Genomic DNA, 16,803 nt, shown 5'->3' on the forward strand with positions numbered 1-16,803 from the left:
AGAAAAAAACCTCCATTTATAAAAAATAGAGGTTTTTCCCTAGCCGAAAGATGGCCCTTTAATTTATTGTATTTAATATATCTTGTTTTTACACGTATGTCAAACCTTATTGAAGGAAATATCTCAAATTAATGAGAAATGGGTATTTGTTATCATTTTAATTAATGTAGAGACATGTCCTCATAGGATTAAATTCGCTTTACCGTAATCAGACAATCAACCATAATCTTTAATACATCGTCGTCTGTCCTAACTTTTATATACTTTTCGTACTGATCCACTCGATCCACAACACCAATAACCTCGTCAAAGCTACCATTAACCCAATAAATAATCTTAACATTTAGTTCGTGTTTAAGACTATCCATGACTACTTGTCCAATTTCTATTAGCTCCTGTTCGTCCAGTGTCGGTTTTGATATTTTATCTTGTGCTGCATGCCATTTTTGAAGAGCTTCACTGTGCTCAGGAAGAACATATTGCATGTGCTATAGCTTGTTACCACGCTTAAGACCTTGTTCCATTTAATTCCTTCTTTCTCCCATTATCTATATTTCTTTGGGGTAAACTTCAATTTAGCAATATTTTTACCTATTTTTGGAGATGGGACGAATGGAGCTGTACATGATTTCCAACGCTCTCAAGGTATCACTGTGGATAGGGTTGTTGGTCCGCAGACTTTGGGCAGGGTATTTAGATAATGGGATAAAAGGGGTAATAAGATAATTTAGATGTATAATAAGTAATTTATACCAAATTTATGAATTTTATATATTTTCGTTTTAGGTTTTGTTATAGTTTATATAGATTGATAAATTTATAAAATTTATATATTTTGAAAATTAAGAGGAGGCAATTGTGGAATCTAAATTTGTATTTTTAACGAGGTTTCTTATAGGAATACTTATTTATGGTGGAGTACGTGTTTTTTTGCTTTTATAGATGGTAAAGTAAATGAAATTTCATGGGGCGCGTTAACCTTAGAAACAATAATATGTGCAACTCTTTATACCTTAATATTAGGATTTTGGGATAATTCCTCGAATAAAAAAAACGATAGGTAATCGAACATTAAATAACTCAACTTAAACCATAAAAAATGTTTTAAGTTGAGTTATGTTTTCTTTGCAGTTTGATATTATTGATATGGGTCCATAGCACATGAAGCCCAAATACCTGCAACTGTCATAGCTATACCAGCTGCCGAGCCTTTTATTCCTGCATTAAGAAGTCGTTTAGCGGCTGATTGATATTTACCTGACCTAATATCTTCTACAACTCCAGCAATAACACTAGTAATTAGAGTTTCTCTGAAACTACTTGATAATTTTTGTTCAATACATCTATCAACAGCGTCGGCTCTTGGAGTTCGTATCTCGCATCTTATGTTTCTAGGAGGACAGTCATTACTAGTTGAAAATGAATTTGTTTTAAAAGTAACTGTAGTAGTATTCGAGTTTTTTCTAAATTGTTTAGATTGTCTTGTATTACAGACAGATCACCAAATTCTTCTTCAATTTTACTAATATTAATATCAACAAAATTTCCGTTTAAATCAGTGACAATAGCCTCTTCAAAAATAAATTCTAATGTTTCAGCTAATTCCTCAATTTTTTCGTTTTCTGCATTTAATTGTGAGCTTGCAGAGACAGGAGAAATAATCAGTGAAGAAATTAAAAGTACGCACAATAGAGTTACAAGGGGTTTTGAAAATTTCATTACTAGACTTTTCATAAATTAACATACCTCCTAATTAGTAGTATGATATATTAATAACATAAATGGCATTAATTGTAAATCTAATTTTAATAGTTTTATTTGTTTGTTGCTTATTTGAGTGTTACTATATCCTTTATTAGTTTATATACCTACCCACACTATGTATAATTAATAAAAATCCAAGAACTAAGAGGTGTAAGCACACATCCTTTCAATAACTTCTAGCTCATGTTTTAATCTGTCCATAACAACGTAGACAATCTCTGGCAACTCTTATTCATCGTACCATTTCTTAAGTAATTCGCTTTGTTCAGGAAGTACAAATTTCATCTTCTACAGTTTGTTACCACGATCTAGCTTTTCCATGTGATCACCTCATTCGTATTATATGCAAACAAGTGTTCTTGTTTCAAGTTAAAAAGAAGTCCTCATTAATCAGAGGACTTTAAATCATCTTTATGCTGCTTATAAAAGCCATGCAATTTCATAGCGTTATCTAAAGATATACTTCCTAATTCAATTTTCCCACTTCTAATCCTTGATATAGTACTTTCAGATATACCAGTCTCTTTGTGAATTTTATAACCAGTTATATTGGACTGAATTAACTTTTGGATGTCTTCTTTCAATTTACTCACCCCGTTTAGCCTTATCAACTTGCTATCCCAATATACTTTTCTAAGGTATACCGCTATTAACACGATCAACGATACGACAAGTAATGAAATAAGAATTTTCATAACACATGTGGTATACTTATTATTGAAGAAGAGGGAGGAGGATTAACCCCCTCGTCTCTTTCTTCTGTTCTCTAGCCGTATCTTAGCAGCTTCTAGTTTCGATTTCGTGCCTTCATGCCAGAATTTGCGAATCGTAACTAAGCTAGTAAGAACGGCTATTGTTGTTAGTAAGTATTCCACATGTTCTCACCTCCCTTTGCTTTATTAATTATACTTGCGTGTGTGCAAGTAAATAAAGGGTAATAATAGGAAAAATTATAAAAATCTCCTTTTGGCACTTCTGTTTTTGTAAAACTTTTTAGAATTACTCACGTTGAAAAGTTCGTCGTATGGTGTTTATTGTGATGTATTGAATCATCTAACTTTGAGACCTTATTAACCATACTTCAAAATGACGACACCCCTCATAAAGTAGCCATAAGTAATGACTGTTATAAATTTCTCCTTCATCTGCGCCTGACCACGCAATAATAATTAGCCCCAAATCAGCCCCAATTAGCCCCAAAATCATTCGCTTTTGTCACTATTTTGCAGTTATAAATTTGTAATAAAAAAAGCCCCAAAACACTGATAAATCAATGTTTGTAGGACTTTTAATGTTACTTAATGCAGAGTTAATCTCATTAACGAGAGTAGAACTCAACGATAAGAGCTTCTGTAATTTCAGCAGGTAGCTCTGAACGTTCTGGATAACGAGTATACGTACCTGTTAAAGCTTCTGCATCAAACGTTACATAAGAAGGAACGAAATCAGTTGCTTCTAGTGATTCTTTAATGATGCCTAAGTTACGAGACTTTTCACGTACACCAATTTCTTGACCTGGCTTCACGCGGTAAGATGGAATATCTACGCGTTGACCATCAACTGTAATATGACCGTGGTTAACTAATTGACGAGCTGCACGACGAGTGCGAGCAAGACCCATACGGTATACTAAGTTATCTAAGCGAGATTCAAGAAGAATCATGAAGTTCTCACCGTGAATTCCTGTCATTTTAGCAGCAGAATCAAAAGTGTTACGGAATTGGCGTTCATTCATTCCATACATGTGACGAAGCTTTTGCTTTTCTTGTAGTTGTAAACCATATTCAGAAAGTTTCTTACGTTGGTTTGGACCGTGTTGCCCTGGAGCATACGGACGTTTTGCTAATTCTTTTCCTGTACCGCTTAGAGAAATCCCTAAACGACGAGATAATTTCCAAGATGGACCTGTGTAACGAGCCATAATGTGACTCCTCCTTGTTATTTTGATGTTGCAAAATAACAACCGCATTCGTAATCTCATTCAATGTTCATTTTGTCTTCATGCATCTTCACTTCGACAGCTAGAAGTTACGCAATGCACCTCTCACTCATCAGCCGCTGGAGGAACAAAATGAAAACAAAGTATGTTTACGTTGGCTGTCTTATTTCACACAAAGTACATTATATTCATTTTAAGGCTTCATGTCAATATTTAGCGTTCCAGTGGAATAGAAAATTAAAAAAAATTATATAAAAATAGGATAGTTTTCGTTTTAAAATTGCTTTATAATGATAGATGTAAAAGTTTTTAGATGTCAATTTAACTATTTAAATTCTATTTTTTGGATTTCATTATATATAATGTATGAGAAAGTTCCTTATCCAGCATGTGTATAAGTCGAATATACTACTAGGGATGAAAGCTGTGTGGTGATAAAAATGAAGAATATTATGTTTGACAACAATCTCTTGGGCAAATACGGGAATATACTAGCGGAGATTGCAACTTTAGTTAATGAGCAAGTTGAAATCTATCAACCAGTTATGTTGTTTATAACCACATCGAACCAGTCATTTATACTGACACAGTTAATTGGTGAAATGTCGGAATCAGAAATAGAAGAGGCAAAGTCATTAATAGATCCAAGTCGGCAACACAGTTCTAGTGAGTATTTCCAAAAGTATATGATTGAGGTAGCAGAGCCAAATGATAAAGTTTTCTTAGGAATGATTTTACCACATCATAAAACAAGTTATTTGAAAATTGACATTTTTTTGAAAGGATTAGTGACAATGTTTCATAGAGAGAGGATGGATATTCCATTTTCCGTACTTGACTTATTGCAAGACTCCTCCTTCAATATGACATTACAACCTTTAGTAGATACCTTCACTGTACGATATCAACACTGTTGCAAGAGACAAGTAATGGTTTATAAGCGTCAGGACGAACTCTTTTATCCGCTAAATCCCAATTTGAATTTCCCTACACAGTTAGAATTACACGAAATGAATTCATTGATTCAACTACCGAAAGAACGATCATGTTGCTTCGTTAATGGAGAAGCATTTACAGCAAATTCGGATGTTACTTATATATTGTTTCCAATATCCATAGATAAGGAAGTAACACTAGTTTTTTTCTTTGAAGCGACTATATACGGAGAGATTCATATTGAAATGGAGCATTTTGAAAGCTGGTTTAAGCCGTTTTGTTCCACTTTTTCAAAAAGCATATGTTTACGAAAGCGAGCAACTTAAAAGTAAGCATAGAGAACTGCTATTACAAGTTATGAAAAAATTCCATTCGACAATGAAAAGCGAGGATGTCCTTCACGAAATTGTAGATGCCATCCATGAGGCATTTCCTGAATATCTAGTCTATTTACTGCTTTCACAGGAGTGGAAAGGGAAGGACGATATCCCGATTAAGCCGCTGCTTTATGGAAATGAAGTGGGGAGTAAAGTAGTTGAGCATGCCTATGTCACTGGTGAAATTCAAATCGTTAAAGGAAAAGAAAAATTAGCTTTGTTTGTACCATTGCGTGGAAAACAAGGAGTTTACGGGGTAATGGAAATTAAAGCCCCTAATATACAGCAACTTCCAAAAGAAGAAGTTGAATTTATTCAAATGTTGGCTGATACGGGTGGGAATGCGTTGGAAAATGCTGAACTATACCAACAGTCGAGACACTTAATACAGGATCTGCGTTTAATTAATGAAACAACTCATCAATTAAATGAGCATCGTCGTTTATCTGATACGGTTCATTATATGACTAGTCAAATAATTGAATCATTCGGTGCGGAAGAAGTTGGTTTTATTCTAATTCAAGATGACGATACGGTGAGAGTATTAGAAGAGAGTACAAGCTTATTTCATACTGACGGAATATGCGAGCAAATCGCACCTTTATTGGACAAAGTAAGAGTCGATAAGGATCCTATTTATATTGGCGAATTAGAGCTATATGACGTGGGAAGAATACCTGGGTATCAGTCGGTTCTTGCTGTACCGATGATTCATAATCAAGAGCTTAAAGGAATAGTGATTGCTTTGCATCACTATTCTTATCACTTTACATTTGCACATTTTAAATTATTGCAATCATTGATTCACCATTCAACGTTAGCGATGACGAATTCAATGTTACATGAAGAATTAGAACGGTTGGTAATCACAGACCATCTAACTGAATTATATTCACGTAATTATTTAGATGAACAAATTCAAAAGTCAATGGAGGAAGGAAAACAAGGCACATTTTTGTTAATAGATATTGACGATTTTAAAAAGATTAATGATACGTATGGTCACCAAGTAGGGGATCAAGTGATTATACAGGTAGCTACCATTTTAAAAGACGTGGTAACTAACCAGGGGATTGCAGCTAGATGGGGAGGGGAAGAGCTAGCATTATATTTACCGGATACCCATCATAAGAAGGGGAAAAAGCTTGCTGATATTATACTTCGACGGGTCAAAATTGAATCAGATCCTACTGTTACGATTTCAGTTGGTATTTCATATTGGAATTCAGATGCTGAACATTCTCCATCCTTGAATCAATTATTTCATCAAGCTGATCAGTCATTATATGACGCAAAAGAAAGTGGCAAGGATCGGTTTGTCATGGATGAGTCATTGATTGTTTAAATCACGGAAGAGGGAAACTTAATTGTCAATTCAATCATAAATCGCCCTTAAAGGAGGATTTCTTCCTTTAAGGGCTTTTTATATTGCAAAAAGATTTGACTAAGAAGATTTGTAACTAGGAGTGAGCTAACCCTTTTTCTAACTCTTTTACAAACTGTTCAAGTAGAACCTGTTCATCTTTTGTGAAACGATCTACCTCAGGACTATCGATATCGAGGACACCGAATACTGTACCGTTAATGATAATCGGGATAACGATTTCCGATTGAGAGGCCGCATCACAGGCAATATGACCAGGAAATTGATGAACATTGGCCACGCGAATTGTTTCTGCCTGTTCTAAAGCCGTGCCACACACACCTCTCCCATTTGGAATTCGTACGCATGCAGGCATTCCTTGGAAAGGACCGAGTACAAGGCTTCCTTCTTCAACAAGGTAAAACCCAACCCAGTTCACATTAGGCAAAAATTGATAAAGGAGTGCACTTGCATTTGCTAAGTTCGCAATGATGTTCGTTTCATCCTCGATTAAAGCTTTTTAATTGTTTTATAACGAGATCGTACTTCTCACTAAGCGAACCTGTGTATGTCATAGTTTGAAACATATTCATTACCTCCAGTTTATTCGGAAAAAGTGTATCAGGATATGCTTCTTTATGCAAGAAATTTGTCAAAGGAAAAGGCATGATTGTCGAAGGGAAGGCAAAGGAGTTTAGTAAATTAGCGAGAAAAGATAATTAGTATAACAATTGGCTTGTGAGGTGAGAGACGTGCAAAGAGGGTTGGCTAAAAATAAAATTATTGAAGCGGCGGCATGGTTATTTCATATGAATGGTTTTAATGGAACGACGGTTAGAGAGATTGCGAAGAGAGCAAATGTAAATGGAGCACTAATTTCTTATCATTTCGGTGGAAAAAAAGAATTATTTGAGCAACTTAGTGTTCCTTTCTTTGAAGGATACTTAAGTATAATTGAAACATCACTACGCCAAAATTGTGAAACAGTCGAACAGAGATTAATTCAGCTTATTCGTGATGTATTAGTTTATCAAACCGAGCATATTCTTGTTGCAAGAATGGTGCATCGAGAGTTAACTCATGATACGACGTTTGTACGAGAAATTATGTCTACCTATTTACGAAAAGAAATGTACTATTTTGAGCAACTTGTTAAACTCGGTATGGAGAAAGGGGAGTTTCGTAAGCAACCGGTTCATTATGTTGTTATTCAAATCCGTTCATTTATGACGATGCCTTATACGTCTCCCCATTATTTTCAAGAGGTGTATCAGTTAAATCCTAACGAAAAGTCATTTGTTGATCGATATATGGTGCATATTTTGAGTATGATTCAACATTGGCTTTGTCGAGCTGAACAAAAAACGTTCGTTTAAAGTTCCGATAGCTTTTAGAATATGGATAAGCTAATGTACACATAGCCATTCACTGTTTCCTATAAAGGTTGTCTGACGTTAGGAGAAGATTCGTATACAATATTTGTTCAAAGCCGTTGCTTAATTCTTTAACCTGATGAGCGTCAGATCCATAGACGAGAGGTATATTCATGTTTTGAGCAAGCTCAATGACTTCGTAAAATGGATACGGCTCCTTACATAACGGCTTTATCACACCAGCACCGTTGTAATCTAACGAGTAACCTCTTGTTTTCATTTCATTTAATATCGACTTGATGATTTGTAAATGTGACATTTCTGTAGGAAATCGTTTAGAGAATTTTTGAACTAAAGTCATATGACCGATACGTTTTGGTTTGTACGTTCCTAAATGAGAAGTAACCGATTTTAGGACAGTCTCATAATAAAGTTGATGTAGTCTATCAACAGACCCAACTCGATTAACTGCCTCTGCAAAAACTTCAGGACTATAATCTAGACAGAGGTAGTTATCTTTTATTTTTAGAAAATGAACGGATAAGATACTATCATCTAAAAAAGGTCCGAACTCTGCTAACAAAGCCTCCGTTTCTTCTTCATATCCCACAATAAAATCGATTTCTAAGCCAGTAAAGATCGTTAATTGTTGACTATATTCCTTTTTTAATACGTTAATATCATCAATATAGGAAGTAAGCTCTGTGTGTTTCATGGCACTATCCTGTTTTGGGGTAGGATCGTTAAAATTTGCTGGTAATGGTGCATGCTCTGTAAACGTTATTCCAGAACGACCAAGTTGAATCGCTTTTTCGCAATAGGCTGCTAGTGAGTCTAACGTGCCGTGAGGACAATATGGTGTATGGACATGTCCGTCATGTATGTTCATCAATTTCAACCTCTCTTAAAAGTAAACGTTTAAAATAGTAGGACAAATCTAACAATTTCATGGTATCATAATGGAAGTAAAATGAGGAGAATTCTTTAGTGAATTTTTAAATATTAAAAAATAGAGCGATATTTATAAATTACACGAATGTCGCCATACATAACGGAAGGGAGTCTTTTATGAGATTTGTTTATTTGGCTCTTATTATTTTAGCTCTTTTATTTGCTCTCAGTTCATATATGAAAAGGCGAATTTATAACCAAGTGGACAGGATGGAAGAATGGAAAAATGACATTCTTAATCGGACAATCCCTGAGGAAATAGGTAAAATAAAAAAGCTGACAATGGCCGGTCAAACGGAAGAAAAATTTGAAACGTGGCGAACAGAGTGGGATGATATTGTCGGGGTTATCTTGCCGGATATTGAAGAGAAATTATTTGATATTGAAGAATATGCGGCGAAAAACCGCTATACGAAAGCTAAGCAATTGTTAACGATGACAGAAAGCCGATTAAATGGAATTGAAGAGCAATTGAAAATCATGTTAGATGATATTAAGAAATTGGTTGAAAGTGAAGAAAAAAATCGTTCAGAAATTTCGGAGATTCTAGAAAAGTATACCTCATTAGAAGAAATGCTAATTGAAAAACGAGGTACGTTAGCAGAAGCTATCCCCTTTTTCAAAAGCGTTTAGAGGAAATAAAAGTCGAGCTTAACACATTTGAAGAAGCTACTGAAAATGGAAGCTATTTAGAAGCTCGGGAACATTTAAAGAAGGCAAAAGATGCTAGCAAAACATTTGAAGGATTATTAGAAGTGTTCCCTGAGAAATTTGTTCAGGTTGATGTCGTATTACCAGGTGAAGTAAAAGAAATTCGCAAGGGAATTGAAGATATGACTAAGGATGGCTATCAATTAGAGTCCTTTGCTCTACATGAACAATTAACAGCAATTGAAGAGAGAATAAAAACATTAAGGGAACAGGTTGTCACATTACACTTTGATGGTGTTGAAGAGGAAGTGACTAAAGAAGCTAAAAAGTTGGAGGATCTTTATTCTATTTTGGAACACGAAGTGGAATCGAAGACGATTGTGTTTAAAAAGATGTCTGAATTAGAGGAGTTTCTTCATAAAGGAGAAAAAGAAGTTGGTGCATTGTTAGATGAAACGCTTGCCATTCAGGAAAGCTATTTGATTACGTCTGACAGACTGGACCAGCAAAAGGACATGAAAAGGAAGGTTGAGAGCTTATCTAATCAGCTTGCCGTGATTGTTGATTATATTGAGCATAAAAAGCAAAATTTTACTTCTATACGAGAACTCATTACAGATTGGTTAAAGGATATGGAAGAAGTGTTGTCTAAGATTATTGCAGAGAAAGAAGCGATGTTCTCGATGAGAGAAGAGGAGCGACAAGCAAAGCAAGATTTAACGACGCTACGTGGCATCCTTTTTAATACAAAACAAATAGTTCAAAGAAGTAATCTCCCTGGGTTGCCTACAGTTTATTTAGAAAAACTAACGTTAGCTGAACATAAACTGAAAGAATCGTTTTCTTTATTAGCGTCAGTTCCACTTGAACTGGAAAATGTGAATCAGCTTGTGTCCGAAGCAAATGAATTAATCAACGAAACACATAACGACATTGAAGAGATCGTGCATCTTGCTCAGTTAAGTGAACGTGTTATCCAATATGGTAATCGCTTTAGGAACCGTTCAACGGAAATCAATGAACAACTAAATGAAGCAGAGGATTTGTTTAGGCAGTATCTATATAAGGAAGCGTTAGACTGTGCTGTTAAAGCAGTCGAAAGCTTTGAACCGAATGTTGTTGCGATTGTTGAAGAATATATTTCAGCTTAATTAATATGATAAAATGCCCACATTTGTTGGTGGGCATTTTTTATATAAAGGGATTTTTCTTAGAAATTGATGAAATGGCATGTGATTTATGAGGTGATTCGAGAGGAAGACCTAGTTTCACCCCTTTCTAATACTAACCAATAAAGTGCTTCTTAGAATGTAGGAGGGAATTATTCTAGTCTAATGATTGTAACGTATGCTAATATTATGAGATGTCGACAGCTTTAATGAGGTGGTAAAAATGATTTATTTAGATAATAGTGCAACAACTAGGCCTAATCCGGCTGTTGTTGAGACATACATGAAGTCAGCGTTAAGCTTTTTGGCAATCCTTCTTCGCTTCACACATTAGGACTTGAGGCTGAACGCTTATTAACTGAGGCGAGAAAGCGTGTAGCAACTTCCTTACAGGTAAAAGCTAATGAGGTCATCTTTACCTCAGGTGGAACAGAGGGGAATAATTTAGCTATTAAAGGTGTCGCTGATGCAAGAAAAAAACGTGGTAAGCATATTGTGACGACTTCAGCTGAGCATGCTTCTGTTCTGGCAACATGTCAGCAGTTAGGGGAAAATGGATTTGATGTTACGTATATTGATTTAAATTCAAGCGGGCATGTTGTAGTTGATGATGTTTTATCAGCCATTCGTTCAGATACAATCCTTGTATCTATACATCATGTTAATAATGAAACTGGTGCTATTCAACCTATTGAAGAAATTGGAAAACAACTAGTCAGACATCCAAATGTCACGTTTCATGTTGACCATGTTCAAGGTCTTTCAAAGGTTCCCCTTGATTTACATGCAGCACATATTGACCTTTGTACAGGATCAGCTCACAAAGTTCACGGTTTAAAAGGAACTGGCTTTCTTTATATCCGGCAAGGTACGAAGCTTTCGGCTCTTCAACACGGAGGAAGCCAAGAATTTAATCTTAGAACGGGGACAGAAAACGTCGCAGGAGCAGTTGCTTTTGCAAAAGCACTACGTCTTAGTGAAGAGCAGTTTAACGTGAAAAGTCTTGATGAAATAAAAGAGTATGCTCTAGCTGAGCTAGAAAGAATAGATGGCGTTATTATTAATAGTCCAAAAGGTGGCGCACCGCATATTATAAATTTTTCTGTACCAACAATAAAACCAGAGGTCATCGTTCAAGCATTAGCCGAAAAAGAAATATATGTATCAACAAAATCGGCATGCTCTTCAAAAGAAAGTGAACCGAGTCACGTCTTACGATCCATGGGGCTATCAAGAGAAAGAACAATAAGTGCGATTCGCGTAAGCTTATCGTATGAAACGACTAAAGAGGAAATGAAAATCTTTTTAGAGGAATTTCGCAAGTTAATTCCCAGTTTGATGGAGGTTGCAAAGTCATGATTTATGATCATATTTTAGTAAGGTTTGGTGAATTAGCTTTAAGAGGGAAAAACCGTTCATCGTTTGAAAAACAGTTACTTCAAAATATTCGCTCAAGTATTTCTGAATTTAAGGAAGTAAAAGTAAAACGAACATTTGGACGAATCATCGTTCAATTAAATGATCAGCCACATGAGCCGATTATGGAAAAATTAAAAGGAATATTTGGCATTCATTCATTTAGTTTAGCATTAAAGGTTGAAAATGAGCTTAAAGCGATGCAGGAAGGTGCTCTCCGTGTATTGTCCGAGCATCAACAGAAAACGAAAACATTTAAAATTTCTGCGAGACGTGCATACAAGTCGTTTCCTGTCTCTTCTCAAGAGTTAAATCACAAAATTGGTGGATACGTTCTTTCTCAAACTGAAAACGTAAAGGTAGATGTTCATCATCCTGATTTGAATATTCGTGTTGAAGTACGAGAACATGGGACGTATATTACAGCAGGTTCATACCCCGGAGTCGGTGGATTGCCTGTTGGAACAAGTGGAAAAGTATTAATGATGTTATCTGGCGGAATTGATAGTCCTGTTGCCGGATACTTAGCGATGAAGCGTGGTGCGAAGCTTGAAGCCATTCATTTTCATAGTCCTCCTTTTACGAATGAACGTGCAAAACAAAAGGTATTAGATCTTGCTCGGGTTTTAACAAAATACGGTGGTGACATTACCGTTCATTTGGTCCCTTTTACTGATGTACAAAAGCATATTCGTGCTGAAGTACCAAGTAATTTTCAAATGACGATTATGCGGCGGATGATGCTTCGTATTAGTGAACAAATTGCTAATCAAGAACAAATATTAGCCATTGCAACAGGTGAGAGTTTAGGTCAAGTGGCTAGTCAAACGCTTCATAGTATTCATACGATTAACGAAGTAACAAATCTTCCTGTATTAAGACCATTAATCACAATGGATAAGCTTGAAGTAATGGATATTGCAAAAGAGATTGGGTCATATGAGATTTCAATATTACCTTATGAGGATTGCTGTACCATTTTTTTGCCTGCTGATCCTAAAACTAAGCCGAGACGAGATCAAGCTCATAAGTTTGAGCAATATGTTGATATAGATTTTTACGTTGATGATGCAGTAAAACGAACCGAGAAAATAGTTATTAGCGAAAAAACAAATCACAAGGAGTATCAATCACTCTTTTAAGTGAGTAGTAGGAACACTCACAACAATTACCAATAATGTTTTTGCATGTTTTTCTCTCTTTCGACTCATTCTATATAGTACAAAGGAGGTGAGAGACATGGCAAACAACAACAGCAACAACTCAAACCAACTGTTAGTACCTGGTGTGCAACAAGCACTAGATCAAATGAAAGTAGAAATCGCTTCTGAATTTGGTGTTCAACTTGGACCAGATGCGACTTCTCGTGCGAACGGTTCTGTAGGTGGAGAGATCACTAAGCGTCTTGTTCAAATGGCTGAACAACAAATGGGTGGTACTCAACAATAATTAAATAAATAATGGATTAAGAGGTTGCTACTTTAAGACTAGTCTTAAAGGGCGCCTCTTTTGTTTGTGATGAGGCATTGATAATAGCTAAAATCATAGTTATTGAATTTCATTACATCCTCTGTCAAGATAAAGGGGTAAAGGAGTGATAGCATGGGTACTTTGTGGTGCAACGGGACATTTTTTACGATGAGAAAAGAAGGCGAAGCGGTTGAATCGGTCTATGTAGAAAATGGAGAAATAGTAGCTCTAGGTAGGAGAGAAACGCTTCTTCATAAATATAAAAATCAAATAGAAAATGTGGAGGATGTTGAAGGTGGTTATGTTTATCCAGGCTTTGTGGATAGCCATTTACATATGATAGGACATGGTGAAACGATGGTACGCTTAGATTTATCTAATGTAACATCTGTAGAGGAATTGAAGAGAAAGCTCAAGGAAAAAGTAAAGACTTTAGCAAAAGGAGATTGGTTATTAGCTGAAGGGTGGAATGAAAATCATTTTGCAGAGCGTACAATATTAAATCGAGCTGAGCTAGATGAAATATGTCCACATCACCCTCTATATTTAACAAGGATTTGTCGTCATGCTGCATTAGTAAATAGTCAGGCCCTTAAATTATCTGGGATTGATCGCCATACACCTAATCCAAAAGGAGGTGTTATTGTTCGTGATCATCAAGGTGAACCTACAGGATATTTATTAGACTCAGCGACAGACATCGTTAAGAATGTTATCCCTAATGTAAGTGAATCATACATACATCAAGCATTAGAGCTAGCAGTAAATGATTTATTGCAGAAAGGGATAGTAGGTGCACATACAGAGGATTTAGCCTATTACGGTGGCTTTGTCAGGACATTAAAACAATTTACGCATGTGATTGATGGTCACAAAAAGAAGTTTCGTGCCCATTTGCTCGTTCATCATGAGGCATTAGATGAAATGCAAGAGCAGGGATATTCATTTGGAGAGCTTACCCCTTTTATTGAATTAGGGGCGATAAAATTATTTGCAGATGGAGCATTAGGTGGGCGTACAGCATTGTTAAGCGAGCCGTATTCCGACGATCCATCAACGTCTGGAGTAGCTATTCATTCTGAACAATCATTAAAGAGCATCATACAGAGGGCAAGGGAATATTCGCAACCTGTAGCCATTCATACAATTGGTGATGGTGCATTAAAAATGGCATTAGATGCACTTGAGCAGTATCCGTTGGAAAAAGGGAGAGATCGACTTATCCATGTTCAAGTCGCCAATAAACAATTAATTGAACGAATGAAATCATTACCCGTTATATTAGATATTCAGCCTCGTTTCGTTGTTTCCGATTTTCCATGGGTAATGGAACGGCTTGGAGAAGAAAGAATGGATTATTCGTTTGCATGGAATACATTGCTGGATGCTGGACTAATTTGTGCTGGTGGATCTGATGCACCGATTGAGCCTGTAGATCCATTGCTCGGTATTCACGCAGCAGTAACTAGACGAAAAAAGGGTGAAGATCATGAAGGATACCTTCCTAATGAGAAGCTTACACCGTTTGAAGCAATACAACTTTTTACTAAGGGTAGTGCCTTTGCAATCAGTAAGGAGCAAAGTAGAGGATTTATCGATCAGGGATACATAGCGGATTTTACTATTTTTGATCAAGATCTATGCCAAATTGAACCAGATGAGCTATTAGCAACAAAGGTGCTTATGACTGTCGTTGATAATACAGTCATGTATCGCTATAGTGAACAAAAAGATTGAATAGGACTAAAACGGTAGGAACTTTAGCCGTTTTAGTCCTTTATTATTTAAAGAGATAATTAGCACTTATGATTAGAAAAACGTTTTTTGAACGTTTCTCCAAAAGTGATAACCTTCCTTTTGCATAATTTGTATCTCATTTTCAGCTAAGGAAAGGGTGACTTCCTTCGCATTCCGTATGCTTAGTGCTTCATTATCGACGCCAATGATTGGATGATCGTTTCCATCTTGGATGACCTTTAATACTAACGTTCGATCAGGATGCAGGACAAACGATGTACCGAGGGTACGATAATGATTGTTATTTAATGAGGCAATTTCACTAACTTGAATTGACGGCAAGGTAGGATCAATAATGGCCCCTCTTACGGATTTATTATAGCCCGTACTTCCAGACGGAGTAGAAATGATAATTCCGTCACCTCGAAATGTTTCGAAGTGAAATTGGTCAATATATAGATCAACTACAAACGATTTAATCACATTAGAACGAATCGTACATTCATTTAAACAGTAAAATGGTGTTTCATGATCAATCACGACTTGTAAAATTGGGTTTTTTCGAACGGAATGCTGCTGGGTGACAAGCATTTTAAATACCTTGTCCAATTCATTCATTGTGAAATCTGTATAAAATCCAGTTTCCGTGTCAGGTGTTACGCCAATATAGGTATGATTAGGCTGAAGTTTGTTTTTTGAACTGCTTGTAGAAAAGCGTTATCACCACCAATACTAGCAATGACATTCGTTTCATGAACATTGTCTACAATCGTAATCCCATATTGTTTTGCTTTAGAACGAAACATCTCCGCATATGTATCCATTTCAGCTGTTCTTTTGTAAAAAAGATAAATATTAGTCATGAATATTTCTCCTTATTTGTTTTTCATGTCTTTAGTTTAAAGGATTAACTTATGAATCACAAATGTTTACAAATCCTACTTTAAGGGGACACTAGTTTACAAAATAAGGAAAGGAAGAGGGCATGAAATGATTTGGTTGTATGTTATAGGAGGATTAATTGTTTTATGTTTACTTTTATTCGTTTTGAAAATAAATATTAGTATTCAATACCGTCATGAGATGGATGACGATCTATTTGAATTAACTGTTTACATTTGGGCAATGAAGGTATATAAGATGTCGGCTCCTCTTATTAAATTTAACAAAGAGACACTCTCATTAGAAGTAGAAGAAAAGCAAAAAACAGCGTTAAAAAAATCAAAGAAAAAAGGAATTATTACTCCACAAGATCTCATCGATGCTTTGCGGACGATTAGAGATTTCATACAGCATGTAATCGGTTTACATACTATTGTTCAACGGTTTCTTAAAAAAGTCCGTATTAAACAATTGAATTGGCATTCATCCGTGGGCATTGAAGATGCAGCACATACAGCTCAATTAGCAGGAGTCGTTTGGTCATTAAAAAGTGTGATCATTGGACTCATCTCTCATTACACGCGCCTTCAAGATGTCCCAAAAGTATCTGTTGAGCCACGCTATCAAATGCTTTATTCTTATTCTAAATTTTCGTGCATGATTTCGTTTCGGCTCGGGCAAGCTATTTTTGCAGGCCTAATGGTAATTAAGCATTGGCGAAAAAAGCCGACAGTACATCAGGCACCGTCGGTTGAGGAAAATATTTAAACAGGGA

General features: G+C 35.9%; 14 protein-coding genes and 4 pseudogenes. 10 read left to right on the plus strand and 8 right to left on the minus strand.

Annotated elements, in window-relative coordinates; all coding sequences use genetic code 11:
- Positions 1–188 precede the first annotated feature (188 nt).
- Positions 189–485: a YolD-like family protein gene (locus JCM19034_RS04770; protein WP_062047730.1), complete on the minus strand. Its 297-nt coding sequence runs from the start codon at positions 483–485 to the stop codon at positions 189–191.
- A gap of 30 nt (positions 486–515) precedes the next feature.
- Between JCM19034_RS04770 and JCM19034_RS20855 the strand changes: the two genes are divergently transcribed.
- The gene (locus JCM19034_RS20855; protein ID WP_082393745.1) at positions 516–701 is read left to right on the plus strand and encodes a peptidoglycan-binding protein; all 186 of its coding nucleotides are present in this window, start codon (positions 516–518) and stop codon (positions 699–701) included.
- 682 nt (positions 702–1,383) lie between these two features.
- Here the strand turns inward: JCM19034_RS20855 and JCM19034_RS04775 are convergent.
- The 4 genes from JCM19034_RS04775 to rpsD form a co-directional block, all read right to left on the minus strand.
- The gene (locus tag JCM19034_RS04775; protein ID WP_062047732.1) at positions 1,384–1,734 is read right to left on the minus strand and encodes a hypothetical protein; all 351 of its coding nucleotides are present in this window, start codon (positions 1,732–1,734) and stop codon (positions 1,384–1,386) included.
- A gap of 416 nt (positions 1,735–2,150) precedes the next feature.
- Positions 2,151–2,357 (minus strand): helix-turn-helix domain-containing protein, encoded by a 207-nt coding sequence (locus JCM19034_RS22180; protein ID WP_062048119.1) that lies wholly within the window; start codon positions 2,355–2,357, stop codon positions 2,151–2,153.
- Positions 2,358–2,501: 144 nt separating this feature from the next.
- A complete protein-coding gene (locus JCM19034_RS21570) occupies positions 2,502–2,639 on the minus strand; it encodes a hypothetical protein (protein WP_156323880.1) in 138 nt (45 codons plus the stop codon).
- A gap of 443 nt (positions 2,640–3,082) precedes the next feature.
- Positions 3,083–3,685 (minus strand): 30S ribosomal protein S4, encoded by a 603-nt coding sequence (rpsD, locus tag JCM19034_RS04785; RefSeq protein ID WP_062047734.1) that lies wholly within the window; start codon positions 3,683–3,685, stop codon positions 3,083–3,085.
- 458 nt (positions 3,686–4,143) lie between these two features.
- On the opposite strand from rpsD, the gene JCM19034_RS04790 reads away from it, so the two are divergent.
- Together JCM19034_RS04790 and JCM19034_RS04795 are read left to right on the plus strand one after the other, a co-directional pair.
- Positions 4,144–4,965 (plus strand): hypothetical protein, encoded by an 822-nt coding sequence (locus JCM19034_RS04790; protein WP_156323881.1) that lies wholly within the window; start codon positions 4,144–4,146, stop codon positions 4,963–4,965.
- Positions 4,880–6,361, plus strand: coding sequence for a diguanylate cyclase domain-containing protein (locus JCM19034_RS04795; RefSeq protein ID WP_156323882.1), 1,482 nt, complete (start codon positions 4,880–4,882; stop codon positions 6,359–6,361). Before JCM19034_RS04790 ends, JCM19034_RS04795 begins: the two co-directional genes overlap by 86 nt.
- 115 nt (positions 6,362–6,476) lie before the next feature.
- Here the strand turns inward: JCM19034_RS04795 and JCM19034_RS04800 are convergent.
- A pseudogene (locus JCM19034_RS04800) lies at positions 6,477–6,966 on the minus strand (GAF domain-containing protein).
- A gap of 177 nt (positions 6,967–7,143) precedes the next feature.
- Between JCM19034_RS04800 and refZ the strand changes: the two are divergent.
- Entirely contained in the window at positions 7,144–7,755 is a 612-nt protein-coding gene (refZ, locus tag JCM19034_RS04805) for a forespore capture DNA-binding protein RefZ (protein ID WP_156323883.1), read from the plus strand.
- A gap of 49 nt (positions 7,756–7,804) precedes the next feature.
- Here the strand turns inward: refZ and hisJ are convergent, their stop codons facing one another.
- Positions 7,805–8,641, minus strand: a complete 837-nt coding sequence (gene hisJ / locus JCM19034_RS04810; RefSeq protein ID WP_197276344.1) for a histidinol-phosphatase HisJ — start codon at positions 8,639–8,641, stop codon at positions 7,805–7,807.
- A 239-nt stretch (positions 8,642–8,880) separates the two neighbouring features.
- Here hisJ and JCM19034_RS04820 point away from each other — a divergent pair.
- The 5 genes and pseudogenes from JCM19034_RS04820 (at position 8,881) to JCM19034_RS04840 (ending at position 15,146) form a co-directional block, all read left to right on the plus strand.
- Positions 8,881–10,505, plus strand: a pseudogene (locus JCM19034_RS04820) (septation ring formation regulator EzrA).
- A gap of 369 nt (positions 10,506–10,874) precedes the next feature.
- A pseudogene (locus JCM19034_RS04825) lies at positions 10,875–11,882 on the plus strand (cysteine desulfurase family protein); the annotation flags it as partial.
- Complete coding sequence (gene thiI, locus JCM19034_RS04830) at positions 11,879–13,081, plus strand: tRNA uracil 4-sulfurtransferase ThiI (RefSeq protein ID WP_062047742.1); 1,203 nt, start codon at positions 11,879–11,881, stop codon at positions 13,079–13,081. The pseudogene JCM19034_RS04825 and the gene thiI, both read left to right, overlap by 4 nt.
- Before the next feature lie 97 nt (positions 13,082–13,178).
- Complete coding sequence (locus JCM19034_RS04835; RefSeq protein WP_062047744.1) at positions 13,179–13,388, plus strand: alpha/beta-type small acid-soluble spore protein; 210 nt, start codon at positions 13,179–13,181, stop codon at positions 13,386–13,388.
- A gap of 153 nt (positions 13,389–13,541) precedes the next feature.
- A complete protein-coding gene (locus JCM19034_RS04840; protein WP_062047746.1) occupies positions 13,542–15,146 on the plus strand; it encodes an amidohydrolase in 1,605 nt (534 codons plus the stop codon).
- Positions 15,147–15,218: 72 nt separating this feature from the next.
- On the opposite strand, the pseudogene JCM19034_RS04845 reads toward JCM19034_RS04840, so the two are convergent.
- Positions 15,219–16,009 (minus strand): annotated as a pseudogene (locus JCM19034_RS04845) (NAD kinase).
- 127 nt (positions 16,010–16,136) lie between these two features.
- Between JCM19034_RS04845 and JCM19034_RS04850 the strand changes: the two are divergent.
- Positions 16,137–16,796 carry a DUF2953 domain-containing protein gene (locus JCM19034_RS04850; RefSeq protein WP_062047748.1) on the plus strand — a complete coding sequence of 220 codons (660 nt, stop codon included), beginning with the start codon at positions 16,137–16,139 and terminating at the stop codon, positions 16,794–16,796.
- Positions 16,797–16,803: the final 7 nt, after the last annotated feature.

It is taken from the genome of Bacillus sp. JCM 19034, from assembly GCF_001310635.1.
Taxonomy (GTDB): Bacteria; Bacillota; Bacilli; order Bacillales; family Bacillaceae_D; genus Halalkalibacter.

Bases quoted from the DNA above. Each gene is read 5' to 3' on its own strand.
- JCM19034_RS04840 (WP_062047746.1), top strand. From the start codon at position 13,542: ATGGGTACTTTGTGGTGCAACGGGACATTTTTTACGATGAGAAAAGAA.
- rpsD (WP_062047734.1), bottom strand. From the start codon at position 3,685: ATGGCTCGTTACACAGGTCCATCTTGGAAATTATCTCGTCGTTTAGGG.
- JCM19034_RS04790 (WP_156323881.1), top strand. From the start codon at position 4,144: ATGAAGAATATTATGTTTGACAACAATCTCTTGGGCAAATACGGGAAT.
- JCM19034_RS04775 (WP_062047732.1), bottom strand. From the start codon at position 1,734: ATGAAAAGTCTAGTAATGAAATTTTCAAAACCCCTTGTAACTCTATTG.
- JCM19034_RS04770 (WP_062047730.1), bottom strand. From the start codon at position 485: ATGCAATATGTTCTTCCTGAGCACAGTGAAGCTCTTCAAAAATGGCAT.
- thiI (WP_062047742.1), top strand. From the start codon at position 11,879: ATGATTTATGATCATATTTTAGTAAGGTTTGGTGAATTAGCTTTAAGA.
- JCM19034_RS04850 (WP_062047748.1), top strand. From the start codon at position 16,137: ATGATTTGGTTGTATGTTATAGGAGGATTAATTGTTTTATGTTTACTT.
- hisJ (WP_197276344.1), bottom strand. From the start codon at position 8,641: ATGAACATACATGACGGACATGTCCATACACCATATTGTCCTCACGGC.
- JCM19034_RS04835 (WP_062047744.1), top strand. From the start codon at position 13,179: ATGGCAAACAACAACAGCAACAACTCAAACCAACTGTTAGTACCTGGT.